Origin of the sequence: Streptomyces sp. NPDC093795, from assembly GCF_044764665.1 — a bacterium.
Taxonomy (GTDB): domain Bacteria; phylum Actinomycetota; class Actinomycetes; order Streptomycetales; family Streptomycetaceae; genus Streptomyces.
The window spans coordinates 177,569-194,876 of record NZ_JBIWIO010000007.1 but is presented as its reverse complement, the minus strand read 5'-3'; the positions used below and the strand labels follow the sequence as shown (position 1 = coordinate 194,876).

Annotated in this window: 15 protein-coding genes; 11 read left to right on the top strand and 4 right to left on the bottom strand. The window is 72.9% G+C overall.

Features of this window, described 5'->3' with window-relative positions; all coding sequences use genetic code 11:
• Positions 1-90: 90 nt before the first annotated feature.
• The gene (locus ACIRB7_RS20530; RefSeq protein ID WP_403600399.1) at positions 91-762 is read right to left on the bottom strand and encodes a lysophospholipid acyltransferase family protein; all 672 of its coding nucleotides are present in this window, start codon (positions 760-762) and stop codon (positions 91-93) included.
• 221 nt (positions 763-983) lie between these two features.
• On the opposite strand from ACIRB7_RS20530, the gene ACIRB7_RS20525 reads away from it, so the two are divergent.
• The 3 genes from ACIRB7_RS20525 (at position 984) to ACIRB7_RS20515 (ending at position 3,412) form a co-directional block, all read left to right on the top strand.
• On the top strand, positions 984-2,162 hold the full coding sequence (locus tag ACIRB7_RS20525) for a glycerophosphodiester phosphodiesterase (protein WP_403600397.1): 1,179 nt from the start codon (positions 984-986) through the stop codon (positions 2,160-2,162).
• Positions 2,163-2,265: 103 nt separating this feature from the next.
• Entirely contained in the window at positions 2,266-2,883 is a 618-nt protein-coding gene (locus ACIRB7_RS20520) for a sigma-70 family RNA polymerase sigma factor (RefSeq protein WP_403600394.1), read from the top strand.
• Between the two features lie 37 nt (positions 2,884-2,920).
• A complete protein-coding gene (locus ACIRB7_RS20515) occupies positions 2,921-3,412 on the top strand; it encodes a GNAT family N-acetyltransferase (protein WP_403601030.1) in 492 nt (163 codons plus the stop codon).
• A 1-nt stretch (position 3,413) separates the two neighbouring features.
• On the opposite strand, the gene ACIRB7_RS20510 is transcribed toward ACIRB7_RS20515, so the two are convergent.
• Complete coding sequence (locus ACIRB7_RS20510) at positions 3,414-3,848, bottom strand: hypothetical protein (protein WP_403600392.1); 435 nt, start codon at positions 3,846-3,848, stop codon at positions 3,414-3,416.
• Positions 3,849-3,850: 2 nt separating this feature from the next.
• A complete protein-coding gene (locus ACIRB7_RS20505) occupies positions 3,851-4,213 on the bottom strand; it encodes a hypothetical protein (protein WP_403600389.1) in 363 nt (120 codons plus the stop codon).
• A 565-nt stretch (positions 4,214-4,778) separates the two neighbouring features.
• On the opposite strand from ACIRB7_RS20505, the gene ACIRB7_RS20500 reads away from it, so the two are divergent.
• From ACIRB7_RS20500 to ACIRB7_RS20465, 8 genes are all read left to right on the top strand, one after another.
• The gene (locus ACIRB7_RS20500) at positions 4,779-5,837 is read left to right on the top strand and encodes a methionine ABC transporter ATP-binding protein (protein WP_403600387.1); all 1,059 of its coding nucleotides are present in this window, start codon (positions 4,779-4,781) and stop codon (positions 5,835-5,837) included.
• Positions 5,834-6,502 (top strand): methionine ABC transporter permease, encoded by a 669-nt coding sequence (locus tag ACIRB7_RS20495; protein ID WP_403600385.1) that lies wholly within the window; start codon positions 5,834-5,836, stop codon positions 6,500-6,502. Before ACIRB7_RS20500 ends, ACIRB7_RS20495 begins: the two co-directional genes overlap by 4 nt.
• Before the next feature lie 93 nt (positions 6,503-6,595).
• Positions 6,596-7,450, top strand: a complete 855-nt coding sequence (locus ACIRB7_RS20490; RefSeq protein WP_403600382.1) for a MetQ/NlpA family ABC transporter substrate-binding protein — start codon at positions 6,596-6,598, stop codon at positions 7,448-7,450.
• A gap of 208 nt (positions 7,451-7,658) precedes the next feature.
• Positions 7,659-8,294, top strand: a complete 636-nt coding sequence (locus tag ACIRB7_RS20485; RefSeq protein ID WP_403600380.1) for a GNAT family N-acetyltransferase — start codon at positions 7,659-7,661, stop codon at positions 8,292-8,294.
• Between the two features lie 70 nt (positions 8,295-8,364).
• Entirely contained in the window at positions 8,365-9,591 is a 1,227-nt protein-coding gene (gene cbiE / locus ACIRB7_RS20480) for a precorrin-6y C5,15-methyltransferase (decarboxylating) subunit CbiE (RefSeq protein WP_403600377.1), read from the top strand.
• A gap of 330 nt (positions 9,592-9,921) precedes the next feature.
• The gene (gene cobT / locus ACIRB7_RS20475) at positions 9,922-13,521 is read left to right on the top strand and encodes a nicotinate-nucleotide--dimethylbenzimidazole phosphoribosyltransferase (protein ID WP_403600374.1); all 3,600 of its coding nucleotides are present in this window, start codon (positions 9,922-9,924) and stop codon (positions 13,519-13,521) included.
• 271 nt (positions 13,522-13,792) lie between these two features.
• Positions 13,793-15,025: a uroporphyrinogen-III C-methyltransferase gene (gene cobA / locus ACIRB7_RS20470; protein ID WP_403600371.1), complete on the top strand. Its 1,233-nt coding sequence runs from the start codon at positions 13,793-13,795 to the stop codon at positions 15,023-15,025.
• 107 nt (positions 15,026-15,132) lie between these two features.
• Positions 15,133-15,951: a TrmH family RNA methyltransferase gene (locus ACIRB7_RS20465; protein ID WP_403600368.1), complete on the top strand. Its 819-nt coding sequence runs from the start codon at positions 15,133-15,135 to the stop codon at positions 15,949-15,951.
• A gap of 19 nt (positions 15,952-15,970) precedes the next feature.
• On the opposite strand, the gene ACIRB7_RS20460 is transcribed toward ACIRB7_RS20465, so the two are convergent.
• Positions 15,971-17,176 carry a serine/threonine-protein kinase gene (locus ACIRB7_RS20460; RefSeq protein WP_403601028.1) on the bottom strand — a complete coding sequence of 402 codons (1,206 nt, stop codon included), beginning with the start codon at positions 17,174-17,176 and terminating at the stop codon, positions 15,971-15,973.
• Positions 17,177-17,308: the final 132 nt, after the last annotated feature.

The window sequence follows — 17,308 nt, the reverse complement described above, 5'->3', positions numbered from 1 at the left end:
CGGCTGTACGGGGCACGGTCACGATCTGTCCGTACGACGCGACCACGCGACGGCGGGGTTGCGCGACTACGGGACTACGGAACTACGGAACTACGCAGCCTTCGCCTTGGTGGCGTACATGTCCACGTACTCCTGCCCCGAGAGCCGCATCACCTCGGCCATCACCGAGTCCGTCACCGCCCGCAGCACATACCGGTCGCGGTCCATCCCGTCGTACCGCGAGAACTCCATCGCCTCGCCGAAGCGGACCGTCACCCGGCCCGGACGGGGGAAGCCCGCCCCGCCCGGCTGGATCTTGTCGGTGCCGATCATCGCGAACGGCACCACCGGCGCGCCCGTCATCAGGGTGAGCCGCGCGATGCCCGTACGGCCCCGGTAGAGACGGCCGTCGGGGGAGCGGGTGCCCTCCGGGTAGATCGAGAAGACGTTGCCCTCCTCAAGGACCCGGCGGCCGGTCATCAGCGCCGCCACACCGCCACGGCCGCCGTCCCGGTCCACCGGGATCATGCCGACGCTGGTGAAGAACCAGGCCATCGCCCGGCCCTTGACGCCCTTGCCCGTCACGTACTCGTCCTTGCCGATGAAGTAGACCGGACGGTCCAGGCAGATCGGCATGATCATCGAGTCGATGAAGGTCAGGTGGTTCCCCGCGAGGATGACGGGGCCGGTCCCCGGAATGTTCTCGACGCCCTCCACGCGGGGGCGGAACATCAGGCGCATGAGCGGCCCGAGCACTGCCTTGATGATCGCGAGACGGGACAACGGTTCCTCCGGTGGGATGCGGGTCAGTCGAGCTGACGGTGCAGCTGGCGACGATACTCGCGGGTCACCTCCGCGCGCACATCGGGTTCACCGAGTGGATACGCAGTGTTGACGTGTGTTTCCGCCATGTTCGGCCGAGGTCTGCCGGATGGAGGCGGTTGATGCCTAGCGTCGTGGGCATCCCGTCGACACGTGCGGGACATGACACAGGAGGACACCTCATGACCCAGGGCGAACGCCGGATCCCGGCCCGGCGCACGGTTCTCGGAGCGGCGGGCGCCACCGTCCTCGGCGCCTCGGCCCTCGCGGCCGGCCCGGGCGTGGCGCAGGCGGCCGAGTCGGGGACCGCCGGTGCGGCGTACGGCCACGGCCGCGGCTACCGCTCCCTCCCGGTCCCCACCGTCATCGCCCACCGCGGCGCCAGCGGCTACCGCCCCGAGCACACCCTCGGCTCCTACCAGCTGGCTCTCGACCTCGGCGCCCACGTCATCGAGCAGGACCTCGTCCCCACCAAGGACGGGCACCTCGTCTGCCGCCACGAGAACGACATCACCGGCACCACCGACGTCGCCGACCACCCCGAGTTCGCGTCCCGGAAGACCACCAGGAGCGTCGACGGCACCTCCTACACCGGCTGGTTCACCGAGGACTTCACGCTCGCCGAGCTCAAGACCCTCCGGGCCAAGGAGCGCATCCCGGGCACCCGCCAGGAGAACACCGTCTACGACGGCCGCTGGACGGTGCCCACCTTCGAGGAGGTGCTGCGCTGGGCCGAGGACGAGGGCCGCCGCCGGGGCCGCGAGATCTGGCTCCACGTCGAGACCAAGCACCCCACGTACTTCCGCTCGCTCGGCCTCGGCCTCGAAGAGCGCCTCGCCAGGCTCCTGCGCCGGTACGGCCGCCACCGCGCGAACTCCCCGGTCTTCCTCCAGTCCTTCGAGCCGACCAGCATCCAGCGGCTCGCGAAGCTGGTGGACTCGCCCGGCGTCGTCCTGCTCTCCGGCGCCGCAAGGCGCCCCTGGGACTTCGTCCAGGCCGGGGACCCGCGCACCGTCGCCGACCTGGTCACCCCCGAGGGCCTGCGCTGGATCGCCTCGTACGCGAAGGGCATCGGCCCCACGCTCGACCTGGTGATCCCCAAGGACGCGAGCGGCCGCCTCGGCGACCCGACCACCCTGGTCCGCGACGCGCACGCCGAAGGCCTGATCCTCCACCCGTACACCCACCGCAACGAGAACGCCTTCCTGCCCGCGGACTTCCGCCGGGGTACGGACCCGGCGGCGTACGGCGACTCCTTCGGGGCCCTCAAGCGGTACCTGGAGACGGGGATCGACGGGATCTTCTCTGACAACCCGGACACCGCGCTGCTCGGCGCCGCGGACCTCACCGGCCGCGACTGAGCCCCGACCCGAACCGCGTGCGGGCCCGGCGACCGGGCCCGCACGACCTCCTCCCGGGTGGTTTACGCCCCGTACCGCAACCACGCCCGCGTACGTCGGCATCGTGCGGAACATGACCACCCCCGAAACCCACCCCGAGACCCGCTCGGAGCCCCGCCCCCAGGGCCGTCCCGCGGCCCCCTCCGAGTCCCACCCCGAACTCCTCGCCGCCCTCGCCCCGCTGCTCGCCGCCGAGTCGGACGCCGAGGCGCCGGCCGCCGGTGTCGAACCGAGCGACCTCGAACAGGCCGTCTGGCTCCGTCTCCTGGAGCAGCTCCAGGAGACGGGGACCGCCCCCGAGCGCCCCGCCGAGTGGCTGCGCCGGGCCGTCCGCGCCGAGGCCCGCCGCGCCCGCAGGACCAGCGAGCGCGAACGCCCCTATCGCGACGAGCCCGCCCACGATCCCGGCGGCTCGGGGTCCGAAGGCTCCCCGGAACACTCCCTGCTCGACGCCGAGGGCCGCCGTACGCTGCGCGCCGCCGTCACCCGGACGCCCGGCCACTGCCCCCGCGTACTGACCGCGATGCTCGCCCCCGAGGACCTCACCTACCGGGAAATCGCAGGAGAGTTGGGTATCTCACAGGGCAGCCTGGGGCCGATGCGTTCCCGTTGCCTGGGATGCCTGCGCAGAATGCTGGCTGCGGAGGTTCCCGGCCCCGGCCGAAGGGGAAGGGTGCGGTAAACCGATGATCGACCAGATGAGCGGGAGGCGTGCACACATGGGCCTGAGCGTGACCATCTCAGCAGCGGACGCGCGGGACGCGGAGCACATCCTGAAGCTGCAGTACCTCTGCTACCAGAGCGAGGCGGAGCTGTACGGCGACTGGTCCATCGAACCGCTCACCCAGTCGCTCGACGAGCTGCGCGCCGAACTGGACGAGGGGTACGGCCTGGTGGCCCGGCTCGGTGACGAGATCGTCGCCTCCGTACGGGCCCGCCTCGACGAGGACGGCACGGTACGGATCGCCAAGCTGATCGTCCACCCGCGCATGCGGCGGCACGGACTCGGCGGGCGGCTCCTCGACGGCATCGAGCGCCACTTCGCCGAGACCGCCGTCCAGCCGGCTCCGTCGCCCAAGCGCTTCCAGCTCTTCACCGGCCACCGCAGCGAGGGCAATCTGCGCCTCTACCGCAGCAAGGGGTACGCGCAGGTCGCCACCCGCGAAGTCGGCCCCAGGCTCACCCTGGTGACCCTGGAGAAGGCCGCCTGACTCAGGCGGTCGGCAGGGCGCGCGACCGGCGCAGCCACCAGATGCCGGTCAGCGGCAGCAGAACCGGGATGAACAGGTAGCCGTAGCCGTAGTCCGACCAGACCGTCGCGTCCGGGAAGGCGGACGGCTCGACCAGCGTCCAGGTCCCGACGATCAGTACGCCCGCGAGCTCGGCGGCGCAGCACACCAGCGCCGCCCTGCGGGCCGTCTCCCCACCGCGTACCAGCGTGTAGGTGATGAAGGCGTAGACGACGGCCGCCACCGCCGACAGTGCGTACGCGAGCGGCGCACGGTCGAACTCCGTGGCGATCTGGTAGATCGAGCGGGAGACCGCGCCGACCGACATCACGCCGTACAGCCAGACGAGCAGGATGCCGGGCCCCGTGACGAGCCGGGTCCTCGCGCCCTGTCCCGCCTTCTCCTGTGTCGCGGTCATGGTCAGCCCACCGTCCAGATGTCGTGGAGACGCACTTCGAGCACGGCCAGGACGACCGCGCCCGCGGCCACCGTGGCCGAACCCCACCGGCTGCGCTCCGCGAGCGACATGAAACCGGCGATGGGCACCGCGCACAGCGCTCCGACGAGATAGGCGACGAAGATCGTCGCGCCCTCCTCGGCCTTCTCGCCGCGCACCAGCTGCACGATCCCGACGATCAGCTGGACCAGGACGAGGAAGGTCACCACGGCCATGCCGATGAAGTGCCAGTCCTTGGTCGGCTGGTCGCGGAAGGCGGCGAAGCCGCACCAGGCGGCGAGGGCGAGCGCGGCCACGGAGACCGCGACCGTCAGGACGTCAAGCATGCGCCCGAGGGTATTACGGTCGATAAGGCCCGAGGCGCTCGCCCCCCGGACCGGTGGCGCACCGGTGGGCGGCCGGACCGTGGCCTTGGCCACAACCCGACCCGGGCGGGCCCTCACCGAGGCCGCCATGTCAGGTCCTTCCCGCAGGCCACGGCGGTGACAGCGATGCGGAAGGAGGGAGTCCGTACTGTCCGCATGATGTCTCAGTGACGTCCGCTATTCGGACAGCCCCCATTCGTTCGCGACTGCGCATGCTTTACTTGCAGACATGACCACGACGAGCAGCCGCACCCTTGCGACCGAGGCGATCACGACGCCCGGTGCTCGTTGTATGTGTCGAATGTGCGCCTTCTGAGGGCCCCCGCCTGCGTCTCGCGCCCCGAAGCGAGACTCGACGGCCGTGCCGTTCCTCCCGCCGAAAGGCGGCGGACCGTGCCCGCCCCGCGCACCCGCCGACGCCCGGCCACCCGCCGGAACCGGCTCCCGTGCGCCCGACTGTCCGAAGACGAATGCCCCGTGCGTGACGGACCCCGCGTCGCGCACTCGACAGTGACGGAAAACCCCTGTGATCACCACTTCGGGCCTGACCAAGGTCTACGAGTCGCGCGGCCGACAGGTCACCGCTCTGGACGGCGTCGACCTCCACGTCCGTGAGGGCGAGGTGTTCGGCGTGATCGGCCAGAGCGGCGCCGGCAAGTCCTCGCTCATCCGCTGCGTCAACCTCCTGGAGCGCCCCACCTCCGGCACCGTGACCGTCGACGGCGTCGACCTCACCGCCCTCGCCGGCAAGAGCCGCCGCGCGGGCAAGGACCTGCGCCGGGCACGCAGCAGCATCGGCATGGTCTTCCAGCACTTCAACCTGCTGTCCTCCCGCACGGTCAAGGACAACATCGAACTGCCCCTGGAGATCCTCGGCATATCCGGCGCCGAGCGCTCCCGCCGCGCCCTCGAACTCCTCGACCTGGTCGGCCTCGCCGACAAGGCCAAGGCCTTCCCCGGCCAGCTCTCCGGCGGCCAGAAGCAGCGCGTCGGCATCGCCCGCGCCCTGGCCGGCAAGCCCAAGGTCCTCCTCTCCGACGAGGCCACCAGCGCCCTCGACCCGGAGACGACCCGCTCCATCCTCCAGCTGCTCCGCGACCTCAACCAGCAGCTCGGCCTGACCGTCCTGCTCATCACGCACGAGATGGACGTCGTGAAGACGATCTGCGACTCCGCCGCGCTGATGCAGCACGGCCGCGTCGTCGAGTCCGGCACGGTCGCCGAACTGCTCGCCACCCCCGGCTCCCAGCTGGCGGCCGAACTCTTCCCGGTCAGCGGCGCCCCCACCGGCCCCGACCGCACGGTCATCGACGTCACCTTCCACGGCGAGTCCGCGACCCGGCCGGTCATCTCGCAGCTCTCCCGTACGTACAACATCGACATCTCGATCCTCGGCGCAGCGATGGACACCATCGGCGGCCGGCAGATCGGCCGGATGCGGATCGAACTGCCCGGACGGTACGAGGACAACGTCGTCCCGGTCGGCTTCCTGCGCGAACAGGGCCTCCAGGTCGAGGTCGTGGAAGAAGACGCGGCGGCGCCGGCCGCGGCCGCGACCGCACTGGCCGAGGAAGGTGCCAAGTGACCTGGTCCGAGATGCAGCCCCTGCTGGAGCAGGGCACCGTCGACACGCTCTACATGGTCCTCTGGGCCACCGTCGTCACCGTGCTCGGCGGCCTGCCGCTCGGCATCCTCCTCGTCCTCACGGACAAGGGCGGACTGCTGCAGAACACGCCGGTGAACAAGATCGTCGGTGCGATCGTGAACGTGGGGCGTTCGCTGCCCTTCATCATCCTGCTCATCGCCCTGATCCCCTTCACCACCCTCGTCGTCGGCACCTTCATCGGCCCGACCGCGATGATCGTGCCGCTCGCCATCGGCGCCATCCCCTTCTTCGCGCGTCTCGTCGAGACCTCGATCCGCGAGGTCGACCACGGGCTCGTCGAAGCCGTCCAGGCCATGGGCGGCGGCATCCCCACCATCGTCCGCAAGGTGCTGCTCCCGCAGGCCCTGCCCTCGCTGGTCTCGGGCGTCACCACCACGGTCATCGTCCTCATCGGCTACTCGGCGATGGCCGGCGCGGTCGGCGGCGAAGGCCTCGGCTCCAAGGCCGTCACCTACGGATACCAGCGCTTCGACACCACGTTCATGCTGGTCACCGTCGTCGTTCTGGTCCTGATCGTGACCGTCGTCCAGCTCATCGGCGACGGAGTCGTACGACTCCTCGCCCGCCGGGGCCGTACCGCGTAACGGCTCCCCGGCCACCACAGACTTCGTCCTTCGAAGAACAGCCCGGACTTGTTGTCCAGGCGACCACCGCACCACCGGAAAGAGGCACTCTTCGTGCGTAAGAACATCAAGCTCACCGCCGGTATCGCCGCCACCGCCGCGCTCGCCCTCGGCCTCAGCGCCTGCGGCACCTCCTCGGACCCGTCCTCCTCCAAGGACACGGCCGGCGCCGCCGACAAGCCCCTCGTCGTCGCCGCGTCCCCGACGCCGCACGCCGACATCCTCAACTACGTCAAGGACAACCTGGCCGAGAAGGCCGGCCTGAAGCTGGAGGTGAAGGAGTTCACGGACTACGTCCTGCCGAACACCGCCACCCAGTCCGGCCAGGTCGACGCCAACTTCTTCCAGCACAAGCCGTACCTCGACGACTTCAACCAGAAGAACAAGACCACCATCGTCCCCGTGGTCGACGTCCACCTGGAGCCCCTGGGCCTCTACTCCAAGAGCCAGAAGTCGGTGAAGGACATCAAGGCCGGCCAGACCATCGCCGTCCCGAACGACACCACCAACGGCGGCCGCGCCCTCCAGCTGCTCGCCGAGAACGGCCTGATCACCATCAAGCCGGGCGTCGGCACCAACGCCAAGCTCTCCGACATCACCGACAAGAAGGGCCTGGAGTTCAAGGAGCTGGAGGCCGCCACCGTGCCCCGCGCCCTGAACGACGTGGACGCCGCCGTCATCAACGGCAACTACGCCATCGAGGCCAAGCTGTCGCCCGCGAAGGACGCCCTCGTCCTGGAGAAGGCGGACGGCAACCCGTACGCCAACTTCCTCGCCGTCAAGGAGGGCAACGAGAAGGACGCCCGCGTGCAGAAGCTCGCGAAGCTCCTCAACTCGCCCGAGGTGAAGAAGTACATCGAGGACACCTACAAGGGCTCGGTCATCCCGGCCTTCGGCCCCGCCAAGTAAGGTCCGGCGCCCGAGGGACCGTCAGACCGGTTCCCTCGTACAGTCCTTGAGCAGAAGGCCCCCGCACCCCGTCCGGTGCGCGGGGCCTTCGCCGCACCCCCGCCCGACCGCCCGTCCGACCACCCACCCGGCCATGCGTACCGGCGGGCGCATGCTGCATGCTGTGCGTTCACGGTCGATTCGGACGGTCCTCGGCATGGAGCTGCGCATGACTACCACCTTTCCGGACATCTCCATCAACACGGACCGGTTGGTGCTGCGCGCGCTGGAGGAGGCGGACGCCCCCGCCCTCGCCGAGATGATGAACGACGAACTCGTCGCCGCCTGGACCGCGGTGCCCCAGCCGTACACCGAGGCCGCCGCCCGCACCTGGATCACCGAGTACGCGCCGACCGAACGCGCCGCCGGCCGCGGCATCGACCTCGCCGTCACCGAGTTCCTCACCCAGCGCCTGGTCGGCATCATCCGACTGGGCAACACCGACTGGCACGTCCGCTCCACCGAGATCTCGTACATCGTCGCCCCCTGGGCCCGCGGCGAGGGTTACGCCTCCGAGGCCGCGCTCGCCACCGCCCAATGGCTCTTCGGCGACCAGAAGTTCGAACGCCTGGAGCTGCGCACCGCCGCCGGCAACACCGCCTCTCAGCAGGTCGCCCAGAAGATCGGCTGCATCAGCGAAGGCGTCTTGCGCAACGCCTGCATAGCCCGCACCCGCACCGAGGACGGCGAGTGGACCGAACTGCGCACCGACTTCATCGTCTGGGGGCTCCTCCCCGAGGACCTCGACGGCGTCGCCGACCAGATGGCCGAGGCCGGATACTCCTCGTACACCGAATGGAACTGAGCCCGGGCAGCCGACCCGGGGTACGCTCGGCACGCCCCCGACCTGCGACGACACCAGGAGACAGACGACGATGGCCGACCGCGTCACGGTGATCGGCTGGGACGGTTCACCTCTCACCGCGGCGGCCCGGTCCGCGCTCTCCGCCGCCACCCTGGTGGCCGGAGCCGCTCACCACCTGGCCCTGCCCGAGGTGCCGCCCGGCGCCGAACGCATCCGCCTCGGCAGCGTCGACCTCGCCGCCCGCCGGATCGCCGGCCACCGCGGCACCGCCGTCGTCCTCGCCGACGGCGACCCCGGCTTCTTCGGCGTCGTCCGCACCCTGCGCGCCCCCGAGCACGGCCTGGAGGTCGAGGTCGTCCCCGCCGTCTCCTCCGTCGCCGCCGCCTTCGCACGGGCCGGAATGCCCTGGGAGGACGCCCGGATCGTCGTCGCCCACCAGCGCACCCTGCGCCGCGCGGTCAACGTCTGCCGCGCCCACCCCAAGGTCGCCGTCCTCACCTCGCCCGGCGCGGGACCCGCCGAACTCGCCCTCCTCCTCGACGGCGTCCACCGCACCTTCGTGGTCTGCGAGGAACTCGGCACCGCCCGCGAACAGGTCTCCGTCCTCACCTCCGACAAGGCCGCCGACCACAGCTGGCGCGACCCGAACGTCGTCCTCGTCATCGGCGGCACCTCGGGCGGCGCTCCCGGGGCCCCCTGGCTGATGGGCCAGGACACGAGCGCGCTTCCCGTACGCGGCTGGGGCCTGCCCACGGAGGAGTACGCCCCCGCCGCACGCGGCACCGGCGCCGGCGAGGACCCCACCCTGCGCGCCGCCCAGCTCGCCCGCCTCGGCCCCCGCACCGGCGACCTCGTCTGGGACATCGGCTGCGCGGGCGGCGCCTTCTCCGTCGAGGCCGCCCGCTTCGGCGCCGCCGTCATCGCCGTGGACATCGACCCGGCGGCCTGCGCCCGCACCGCGCAGGTCGCCCGCCGCCACGGCGTACCCCTCCAGACCGTCCCGGGACGCGCCCCGCACGTCCTGGAGAGCCTGCCCGAACCCGATGTCGTACGGATCGCGGCCGGCGGGGTGCAGGTCGTCACCGCCTGCACCGACCGGCGTCCGGAACGGATCGTCGCCCACGCCTCCACCCGCGACGAGGCCGAGGCGATCGGCGCCGCCCTCGCCGACGGCGGTTACACCGTGGAGAGCCTCCTCCTGCAGACCGTCGGACTCGACCCGGCCGACTGGTCGGAACGCGAGCGTTCGGTCGTCTTCCTGCTGTCCGGCCGCAGGACCGACGCCGCCCACCCGTGACGGTGCCGCCCGCGGGGCCAGGTAGGCTGGCCGATTGTTGTACCGCATCCGGATGTTCGGCGATCCTCCCCCTGGCTACGCCGGGGGGACCCCCAGCCAATGTCCTGAACAAGTGGCCGCATTGCGCCGCTGACGTGGTACGTGACAAGGGGGGACCGCGCGACGTGGCGCAGTCCACAGCGCACCGTGGCGAATCTCCCTGCCACGACGGCCGGGGGCGGCGACAATGTGTGAGTGCCCGCGCGTCCTTCGTGCCGCGCGGCGCGTGCGCTCGTTCTTGTCGACGGGCGCAGGTCTGAACGAAGCACAAGCGATGGGCGAGGGGTACGCATGACGGACACCGGCCAGGTCCCGGGCGAGGGGCTGCCGGAGAACGCAGGCATGGTCGAGCAGCCGGGCATCCCCGCACCGGGCGCGTACACCTTCCTGGACCCCTCCGAGCACACCACCGAGGACGACGACCTGCTTCTCATGCCGGGCGCCCAGGGCGCCTGGAGCGAGCATCCGCCGGGCGTCGCGCCCGCGCCGCCGGTCGCCGTGCCCCCGCCGCCGACACCCGTCGTCCCGCACCAGGCGGCGCCCCAGCAGGGCCTGCCGCACCAGGCGACCCCGGACGCGCAGGCCATGGAGGCGCAGGTCCCGATGAGCGACCCGCTGACCGACCCGCTCACGGCCCCGCTGGACGCGGTCGCCCTCGGCGACGTGCTGACGGCCCCGCAGAACCAGACCCCGCCGCAGGGCGTCCCGGTCGCCGGCACGCCCGCCCACGGCGTCCCGCTGGACCAGCTCACCGGCACCCCGGCGCACGGCGTCCCGCTCGCCGGTACCCCTGCCCACGGCATCCCGCTGGACCAGCTGACGGGCACCCCGGCCCACGGAGTCCCGTCCGGCACCCCGGCCCACGGCGTCCCGCTCGACCAGCCGTCCGGCACTCCGGCCCACGGCGTGCCCGCCGCGCCGCAGGAGCCGGTCTCCACCGACCACGGCTACCAGCCCGGCGTCCTCGACACCGGTGCCCACGAGGCCGCCGGCCGTGACTCCGGCTCCGTGGACCTCGGCGGCGTCCGGGTGCCCCCGCCCGCCGCGGTCCCGACCCCGCAGCCCGCGCGCCGGCCGCTGCACATGGGCCCGCCCGTGCCCGAGGCCGGCGGTGTCGTGCTCTCGCTGGCCGACCGGGGCCCGGCCGCCGCGCCCGCCCCGGCCCCGCAGCCCGCGCCGGCCCCCGCTCCCGAGACTCTCGTGGCCACCGGCCCCGCGCCGGTTCCGGTACGGAACCCGGGCCCGCCCACCACGGGCCCCGAGTACTTCGACATCGCGCAGGACCAGCAGCTCGCGCCGCAGGGCGCCGAGCCGTGGGCCGCTCAGCCGCAGGAGCCGGTGGCACCGCAGGCCGACGCCCCCGCAGAAACGGTCGTGCCGGGGACGGGCCAGTTCGTCCAGGTCGAGGGCAGCATTCCGACGACCCCGCACCTGGCCCCGGTCCCCGCGACCGAGCAGGCCCCGGCGGCCGAGCAGGCGACCGAGCCGACCCCGGCGACCGAGCCGGAGGAGCCGTCCGAGCCGCTGGCGCCCGCCGAGGCGGAAACGCCCGTCGAGCCCGTGGCGCCCGTCGAGGCAGAGGCCCCCGCCGAGGCCGAGGCCCCCGTCGCGGAGGCCGCCCCGGAGACGACCGAACCCCAGGTGACGGTCCCCGCCCCCCGCGAGGCCGAGCCCGCGACAGCGGCCGCCGAGGAGCCCGCCGCGCCGGCGGCGCAGGAGCCCGAGGCCGAGCAGGCGCCGGAGCCCGAGGCGCAGCCCGTCGCGGAAGCCGCCCCGGCCCCGGCGGAGGAGCAGGCTCCCGAGGAACCCGCCGTGGAGGCGGTCGCCGACGAGATCCCGTTCGTCCAGGAGGAAGCCCCGGAGGCTCAGCCCGAGCCGACCCCGGCGCCCGAAGGCGCGGTCACTGAGCAGCCGGCCACCGAGCAGCAGGCCCCCGACGAGGCCCCCCTGCCCGAGCCGGTGGAAACGCTCCCCGAGGCAGAAGAGGCAGCCGCCCCCGAGGCACTCCCGCAGGAGGCCGAGGCTCCCGGGGAACTCCCCGACGACGCGGCACCCGAGCCGCTGCCGCAGGAGGCCGCAGCCCCCGAAGCCGCTCCGGCACAGGAGCCGACCCCGCACGACACGGAAACGGACGAGGCCTCCCAGCCGCTCGTGGAGTCGGCCCCCGCTCCGGGCTACGACGACGCCGAGCGCGAGGCCGTCCTCCGCGTGATGCGCGAGCGCCGCGACATCCGCAACGGCTTCCGCTCCGACCCGATCCCGCACGAGGTTCTGCTCCGCGTCCTGGAGGCCGCCCACACGGCCCCCAGCGTCGGCCACTCGCAGCCCTGGGACTTCGTCGTCATCCGCTCCGCCGAGACCCGGCAGACGATGCACGAGCTGGCCCAGCGGCAGCGCGAGGCGTACGCCAAGTCCCTCCCCAAGGCGCGGGCCAAGCAGTTCAAGGAACTGAAGATCGAGGCCATCCTCGACACCCCGGTGAACATCGTCGTGACCGCGGACCCCACCCGGGGCGGCCGGCACACCCTGGGCCGCTACACGCAGCCGCAGATGGCCCCGTACTCCTCGGCGCTCGCCGTCGAGAACCTCTGGCTCGCCGCCCGCGCCGAGGGCCTCGGCGTCGGCTGGGTCAGCTTCTTCGACGAGCGCGAGATGGTCCGCACCCTGGGCCTGCCCGAGCACCTCGAAGTCGTCGCGTACCTCTGCGTGGGGTACGTCGACGAGTTCCCCGAGGAGCCCGAGCTGATGCAGGCGGGCTGGTCCAAGCGCCGCCCGCTGGCCTGGGTCGTCCACGAGGAGACGTACGGCCGCCGCGCCCTGCCCGGCGAGGAGCCGCACGACCTGCTCCAGGAGACCGTCGCCAACATCCGCCCGCTGGACGCCAAGGCGCTCGGCGAGGCGTGGGAGCGCCAGAAGCGCATGACCAAGCCCGCGGGGGCCCTGGGCATGCTGGAGATCATCTCCGCCCAGCTCTCCGGTCTCTCCCGGGTCTGCCCGCCGCCGATCCCGGAGCCCGCCGCCGTCGCGATCTTCGCGGGCGACCACGGCGTGCACGCCCAGGGCGTCACGCCCTGGCCGCAGGAGGTCACCGGGCAGATGGTGGCCAACTTCCTCGGCGGGGGAGCGGTCTGCAACGCCTTCGCGAACCAGGTCGGCGCCGAGGTCTGCGTCATCGACGTGGGCGTCGCCTCCGAACTCCCGGCCACCCCGGGCCTCCTCCCGCGCAAGGTCCGCCCCGGCACCGGCGACTTCACCACGGGTCTCGCGATGACCCGCGAAGAAGTCCTCGCCGCGATCGAGGTGGGCATCGAGACGGCCCGCGACCTGGTCTCCGCCGGCAACAAGGCACTCCTCACGGGCGAGATGGGCATCGCGAACACCACCGCGTCCGCCGCCCTGATCTCGGTGTACACCGGGGTGGACGCCGCCGAGGTCACGGGCCGCGGCACGGGCATCAACGACGAGACGCACGCCCGCAAGGTGGACGTGGTCCGCCGCGCCCTCGACCTCCACAACCCGGACCCGGCGGACCCGATCGGCGTCCTCTCGGCGGTCGGCGGCCTGGAGCACGCGGCCCTCGTCGGCCTGATCCTGGGCGCGGCCTCCCTCCGTACCCCGGTCATCCTCGACGGCGTGTCCACCGGCGCGGCGGCGCTGGTGGCCCGGGCCATCGCGCCCGAGGCGCTGGCGGCCTGCATCGCGGGCCACCGCAGCGCCGAGCCGGGCCACGTGGCCGCCCTCAACAAGCTGGGCCTGCGCCCCCTGGTGGACCTGGACCTCCGCCTGGGCGAGGGCACGGGCGCCCTGCTCGCCCTCCCGCTGGTGCAGAGCGCGGCCCGCGCGATGCACGAGGTGGCCACGTTCGACTCGGCGGGCGTCACCGAGAAGTAGCACCAGAACGCGTCCCCCACCCACACACGGGAGTGGGGGACGCGCTCATGCAGTCCCGCACACGGCCCCGGAGCGTCCCCCACGCCACGAGGCACCGGGGGAACCACCCCGGCCCAGCACGGCCCCACCGGTGGGCGGAACATCCGCCGGGACATCCATCACACCGTGCAAACCCCAGGTCACAGATATCGTGACTCCGTACGAGCCGCTCCACAGCCGCAGCGGCGCCCCCTCGTTCGCACCGCCACGCTCTCCGAGGAGCCGCTCACCCATGGCCGACACCGCCGACCACCCCGCCTACCCCGTCGGCCTGCGCCTGGCCGGCCGCCGCGTCGTCGTTCTCGGCGGCGGCCAGGTCGCCCAGCGCCGGCTGCCCGCCCTGATCGCCGCGGGCGCCGACATCACGCTGATCTCCCCGTCCGCGACCCCCTCCGTGGAGGCCATGGCCGAGGCCGGCGAGATCACCTGGACCAAGCGGCGGTACGAGGACGGCGACCTCGCCGACGCCTGGTACGCCCTGGTCGCCACCACGGACCCCGCCTCGAACGCCGCCGCCTCCGCAGAGGCCGAGCGCACCAGGACCTGGTGCGTGCGCGCCGACGACGCCGAGGCGGCCACCGCGTGGACCCCGGCGACCGGCCGCGACGCGGGCGTCACGGTGGCCGTGCTCACGGGCCACGACCCCCGCCGCTCGGCCGCGGTCCGCGACGCGATCGTCGAGGGCCTCCGCGACGGCTCGATCGCCGCGCCGGCGCACCGCTCGCGCACCCCCTTCGTCGCCCTGGTCGGCGGCGGCCCGGGCGACCCGGACCTGATCACGGTGCGCGGCCGCCGGCTGCTCGCGGAGGCTGACGTGGTCATCGCGGACCGCCTGGGCCCGCGAGACCTCCTGGACGAGCTGCCGCCGCACGTCGAGGTGATCGACGCGGCGAAGATCCCGTACGGCCGGTTCATGGCCCAGGAGGCCATCAACAACGCGCTGATCGAGCACGCGAAGGCGGGCAGGTCCGTCGTGCGGCTCAAGGGCGGCGACCCGTTCGTCTTCGGCCGCGGCATGGAGGAGGCGCAGGCGCTCGCCGCCGAGGGGATCGCCTGCACGGTGGTCCCGGGCATCTCCAGCTCGATCTCGGTCCCGGGCGCGGCCGGCATCCCGGTGACGCACCGCGGGGTGGCGCACGAGTTCACGGTGGTCAGCGGTCACGTCGCTCCCGACGACCCGCGTTCCCTCGTCGACTGGGCGTCGCTCGCGAAGCTCACGGGCACCCTCGTCATCCTCATGGGCGTCGACAAGATCGGGAAGATCGCCGAGGCGCTCATCGCCCACGGCAAGAACCCGGAGACGCCGCTGGCCCTGGTCCAGGAAGGCACGACCGCGTCCCAGCGCCGGGTGGACGCCACCCTCGCGACGGTCGCGGAGACCGTCAGGGCCGAGGAGGTCCGCCCGCCCGCCGTCATCGTCATCGGCGACGTGGTGGCCGAGGGCCCCGACCGCCGGGCGAAGTAACCGGCCGGGCCCCAGGCCCGCTGACGGGGGGCGACCGAGGGCGACCGCCCCCGCGCCCCCCCGTCCCACACATTGGCACCACACCCCGGACAAGGCAGTATCACCTCGTGGCCGAACTCATCACGATCGACGACCCCGACGACCCGCGCCTGAGCGACTACACCGGCCTGACCGATGTGGAGCTGCGCCGCAGACGGGAGCCGGCCGAGGGCCTGTTCATCGCGGAGGGCGAGAAGGTCATCCGCCGGGCCAGGCAGGCCGGGTACGAGATGCGGTCGATGCTGCTGTCCGCCAAGTGGGTCGATGTCATGCGGGACGTCATCGACGAGGTCCCGGCGCCGGTGTACGCGATCCAGCCGGACCTCGCGGAGCGCGTCACCGGCTATCACGTGCACCGGGGCGCCCTCGCCTCCATGCAGCGCAAGCCGCTCCCGGACGCGGCCGAACTACTGGTGGACGCCCGCCGGGTGGTCGTCATGGAGTCGGTCAACGACCACACCAACATCGGTGCGATCTTCCGCAGCGCGGCGGCCCTGGGCATGGACGCGGTGCTGCTCTCGCCGGACTGCGCGGACCCGCTGTACCGGCGTTCCGTGAAGGTGTCCATGGGCGCGGTGTTCTCGGTGCCGTACGCACGGCTCGACACCTGGCCGCGCGGCCTGGAGGCCGTACGGGAGGCGGGCTTCAAGCTTCTGGCGCTCACCCCGGCGGAGAAGGCGACCGCGATCGACGAGGCCGCCCCGCACCGCCTTGAGCGGGTGGCCCTCATGCTGGGGGCGGAGGGCGACGGCCTGTCGACGCAGGCCCTGCGGGCCGCGGACGAGTGGGTCCGCATCCCGATGGCCCATGGCGTCGACTCGCTGAACGTGGGCGCGGCGGCGGCGGTCGCCTTCTACGCGGTGGCGACGGGCCGCCCGGAATCCTGACGGCGCCGGAACCCGGGCCCTATCCCTGAAGGGCCTGGGCGGCGGCGATGCCCAGGGCCACCACCAGGGTCACGACGACGAAGACGAAGAGCCGCTGACGCAGCAGCCGGGGGTTGGCGGGGCGGCGCCCCGTCGACGTCGTACGGCTGCCCGGCCGCGTCGCGGGACGCCCTCCGGTCCGCGGCCCGGCGGACGGCCGGGACGACGGCCCTGGCCCACGCCCCTGGCCACGGTCGGCACCACGCTCCGGACCACGATCCGACGACCGCTCAGAACCCCGCTCCGCACCCCGCTCCGATCCTCGACCGGGCAGGTCCCGATCGGTGTACCGCTCGGTCGGCCGTACGGCGTGCCGCTCCTCGGCCCGCTCCCGCTGCACGGGCGGCCGGGAGGCCGGCAGCCCCTGCGCCTCGCGCGCCGCGATCTCCTTGAGCCGCATCGACAGCTGGAGCGTGCTGGGGCGGTCCTCGGGGTCCTTCGCGAGACAGGCCCGGATCAGCGGCGCGAGCGCGTCGGGCACTCCGTGCAGCTGCGGCTCCTCGTGCACCACCCGGTAGAGCATGACCTCGGAACTGCCGTGCCCGAAGGGGGAGTCGGCCATCGCCGCGTACGCCAGGGTCGCACCGAGCGAGAACACGTCGGTGGCGGGGGTGACGGCCGCTCCGCGCACCTGCTCGGGCGCGAGGAAACCGGGCGAGCCGACGGCCGTGCCCACGTGGGTCAGGGTGCTGGCGCCGGTGGCCCAGGCGATGCCGAAGTCGATGATGCGGGGGCCCTTGGGGGAGAGCAGGATGTTCGAGGGCTTGAGGTCCCGGTGCACCACGCCGGCCTCGTGGACGGCGACGAGGCCCTCCGAGAGGGCCGCCCCGATCGTGGCGACGTCGGCGGCGCGCAGCGCGCCCTCCTCGGCGACGCGGTCGTGCAGCGAGGGGCCGGGTACGTACTGGGTGGCGAACCAGGGGCGCTCGGCCTCCAGATCGGCGGCGACGAGCCGGGCCGTGCAGCCGCCGCGGATCCGCCGGGCGGCCGACACCTCGCGGGCGAACCGCGACCGGAACTCCTGGTCCTCGGCGAGATCCGGCCGGATCACCTTCAGTGCCACCCGCTGGCCGCGCCGGTCGGACCCCAGGTACACGACGCCCATCCCGCCGGCCCCCAGCCTGCGGTGGAGCCGGAACGACCCGACGATCCGCGGATCCTCGCGCCGGAGCCGCATCATCGCCATGTCCGTCCCCTCGTCCGTTCGACGTGGCACAGCTTACGTAGTGGCGCCCGCGCGTGCTCATAGGCCGCGCCCTCGCAGCGGGATCGATTGTCAGTGCTGAGGGGGAGAAGACGCGGAGGTACGCGCCCACTC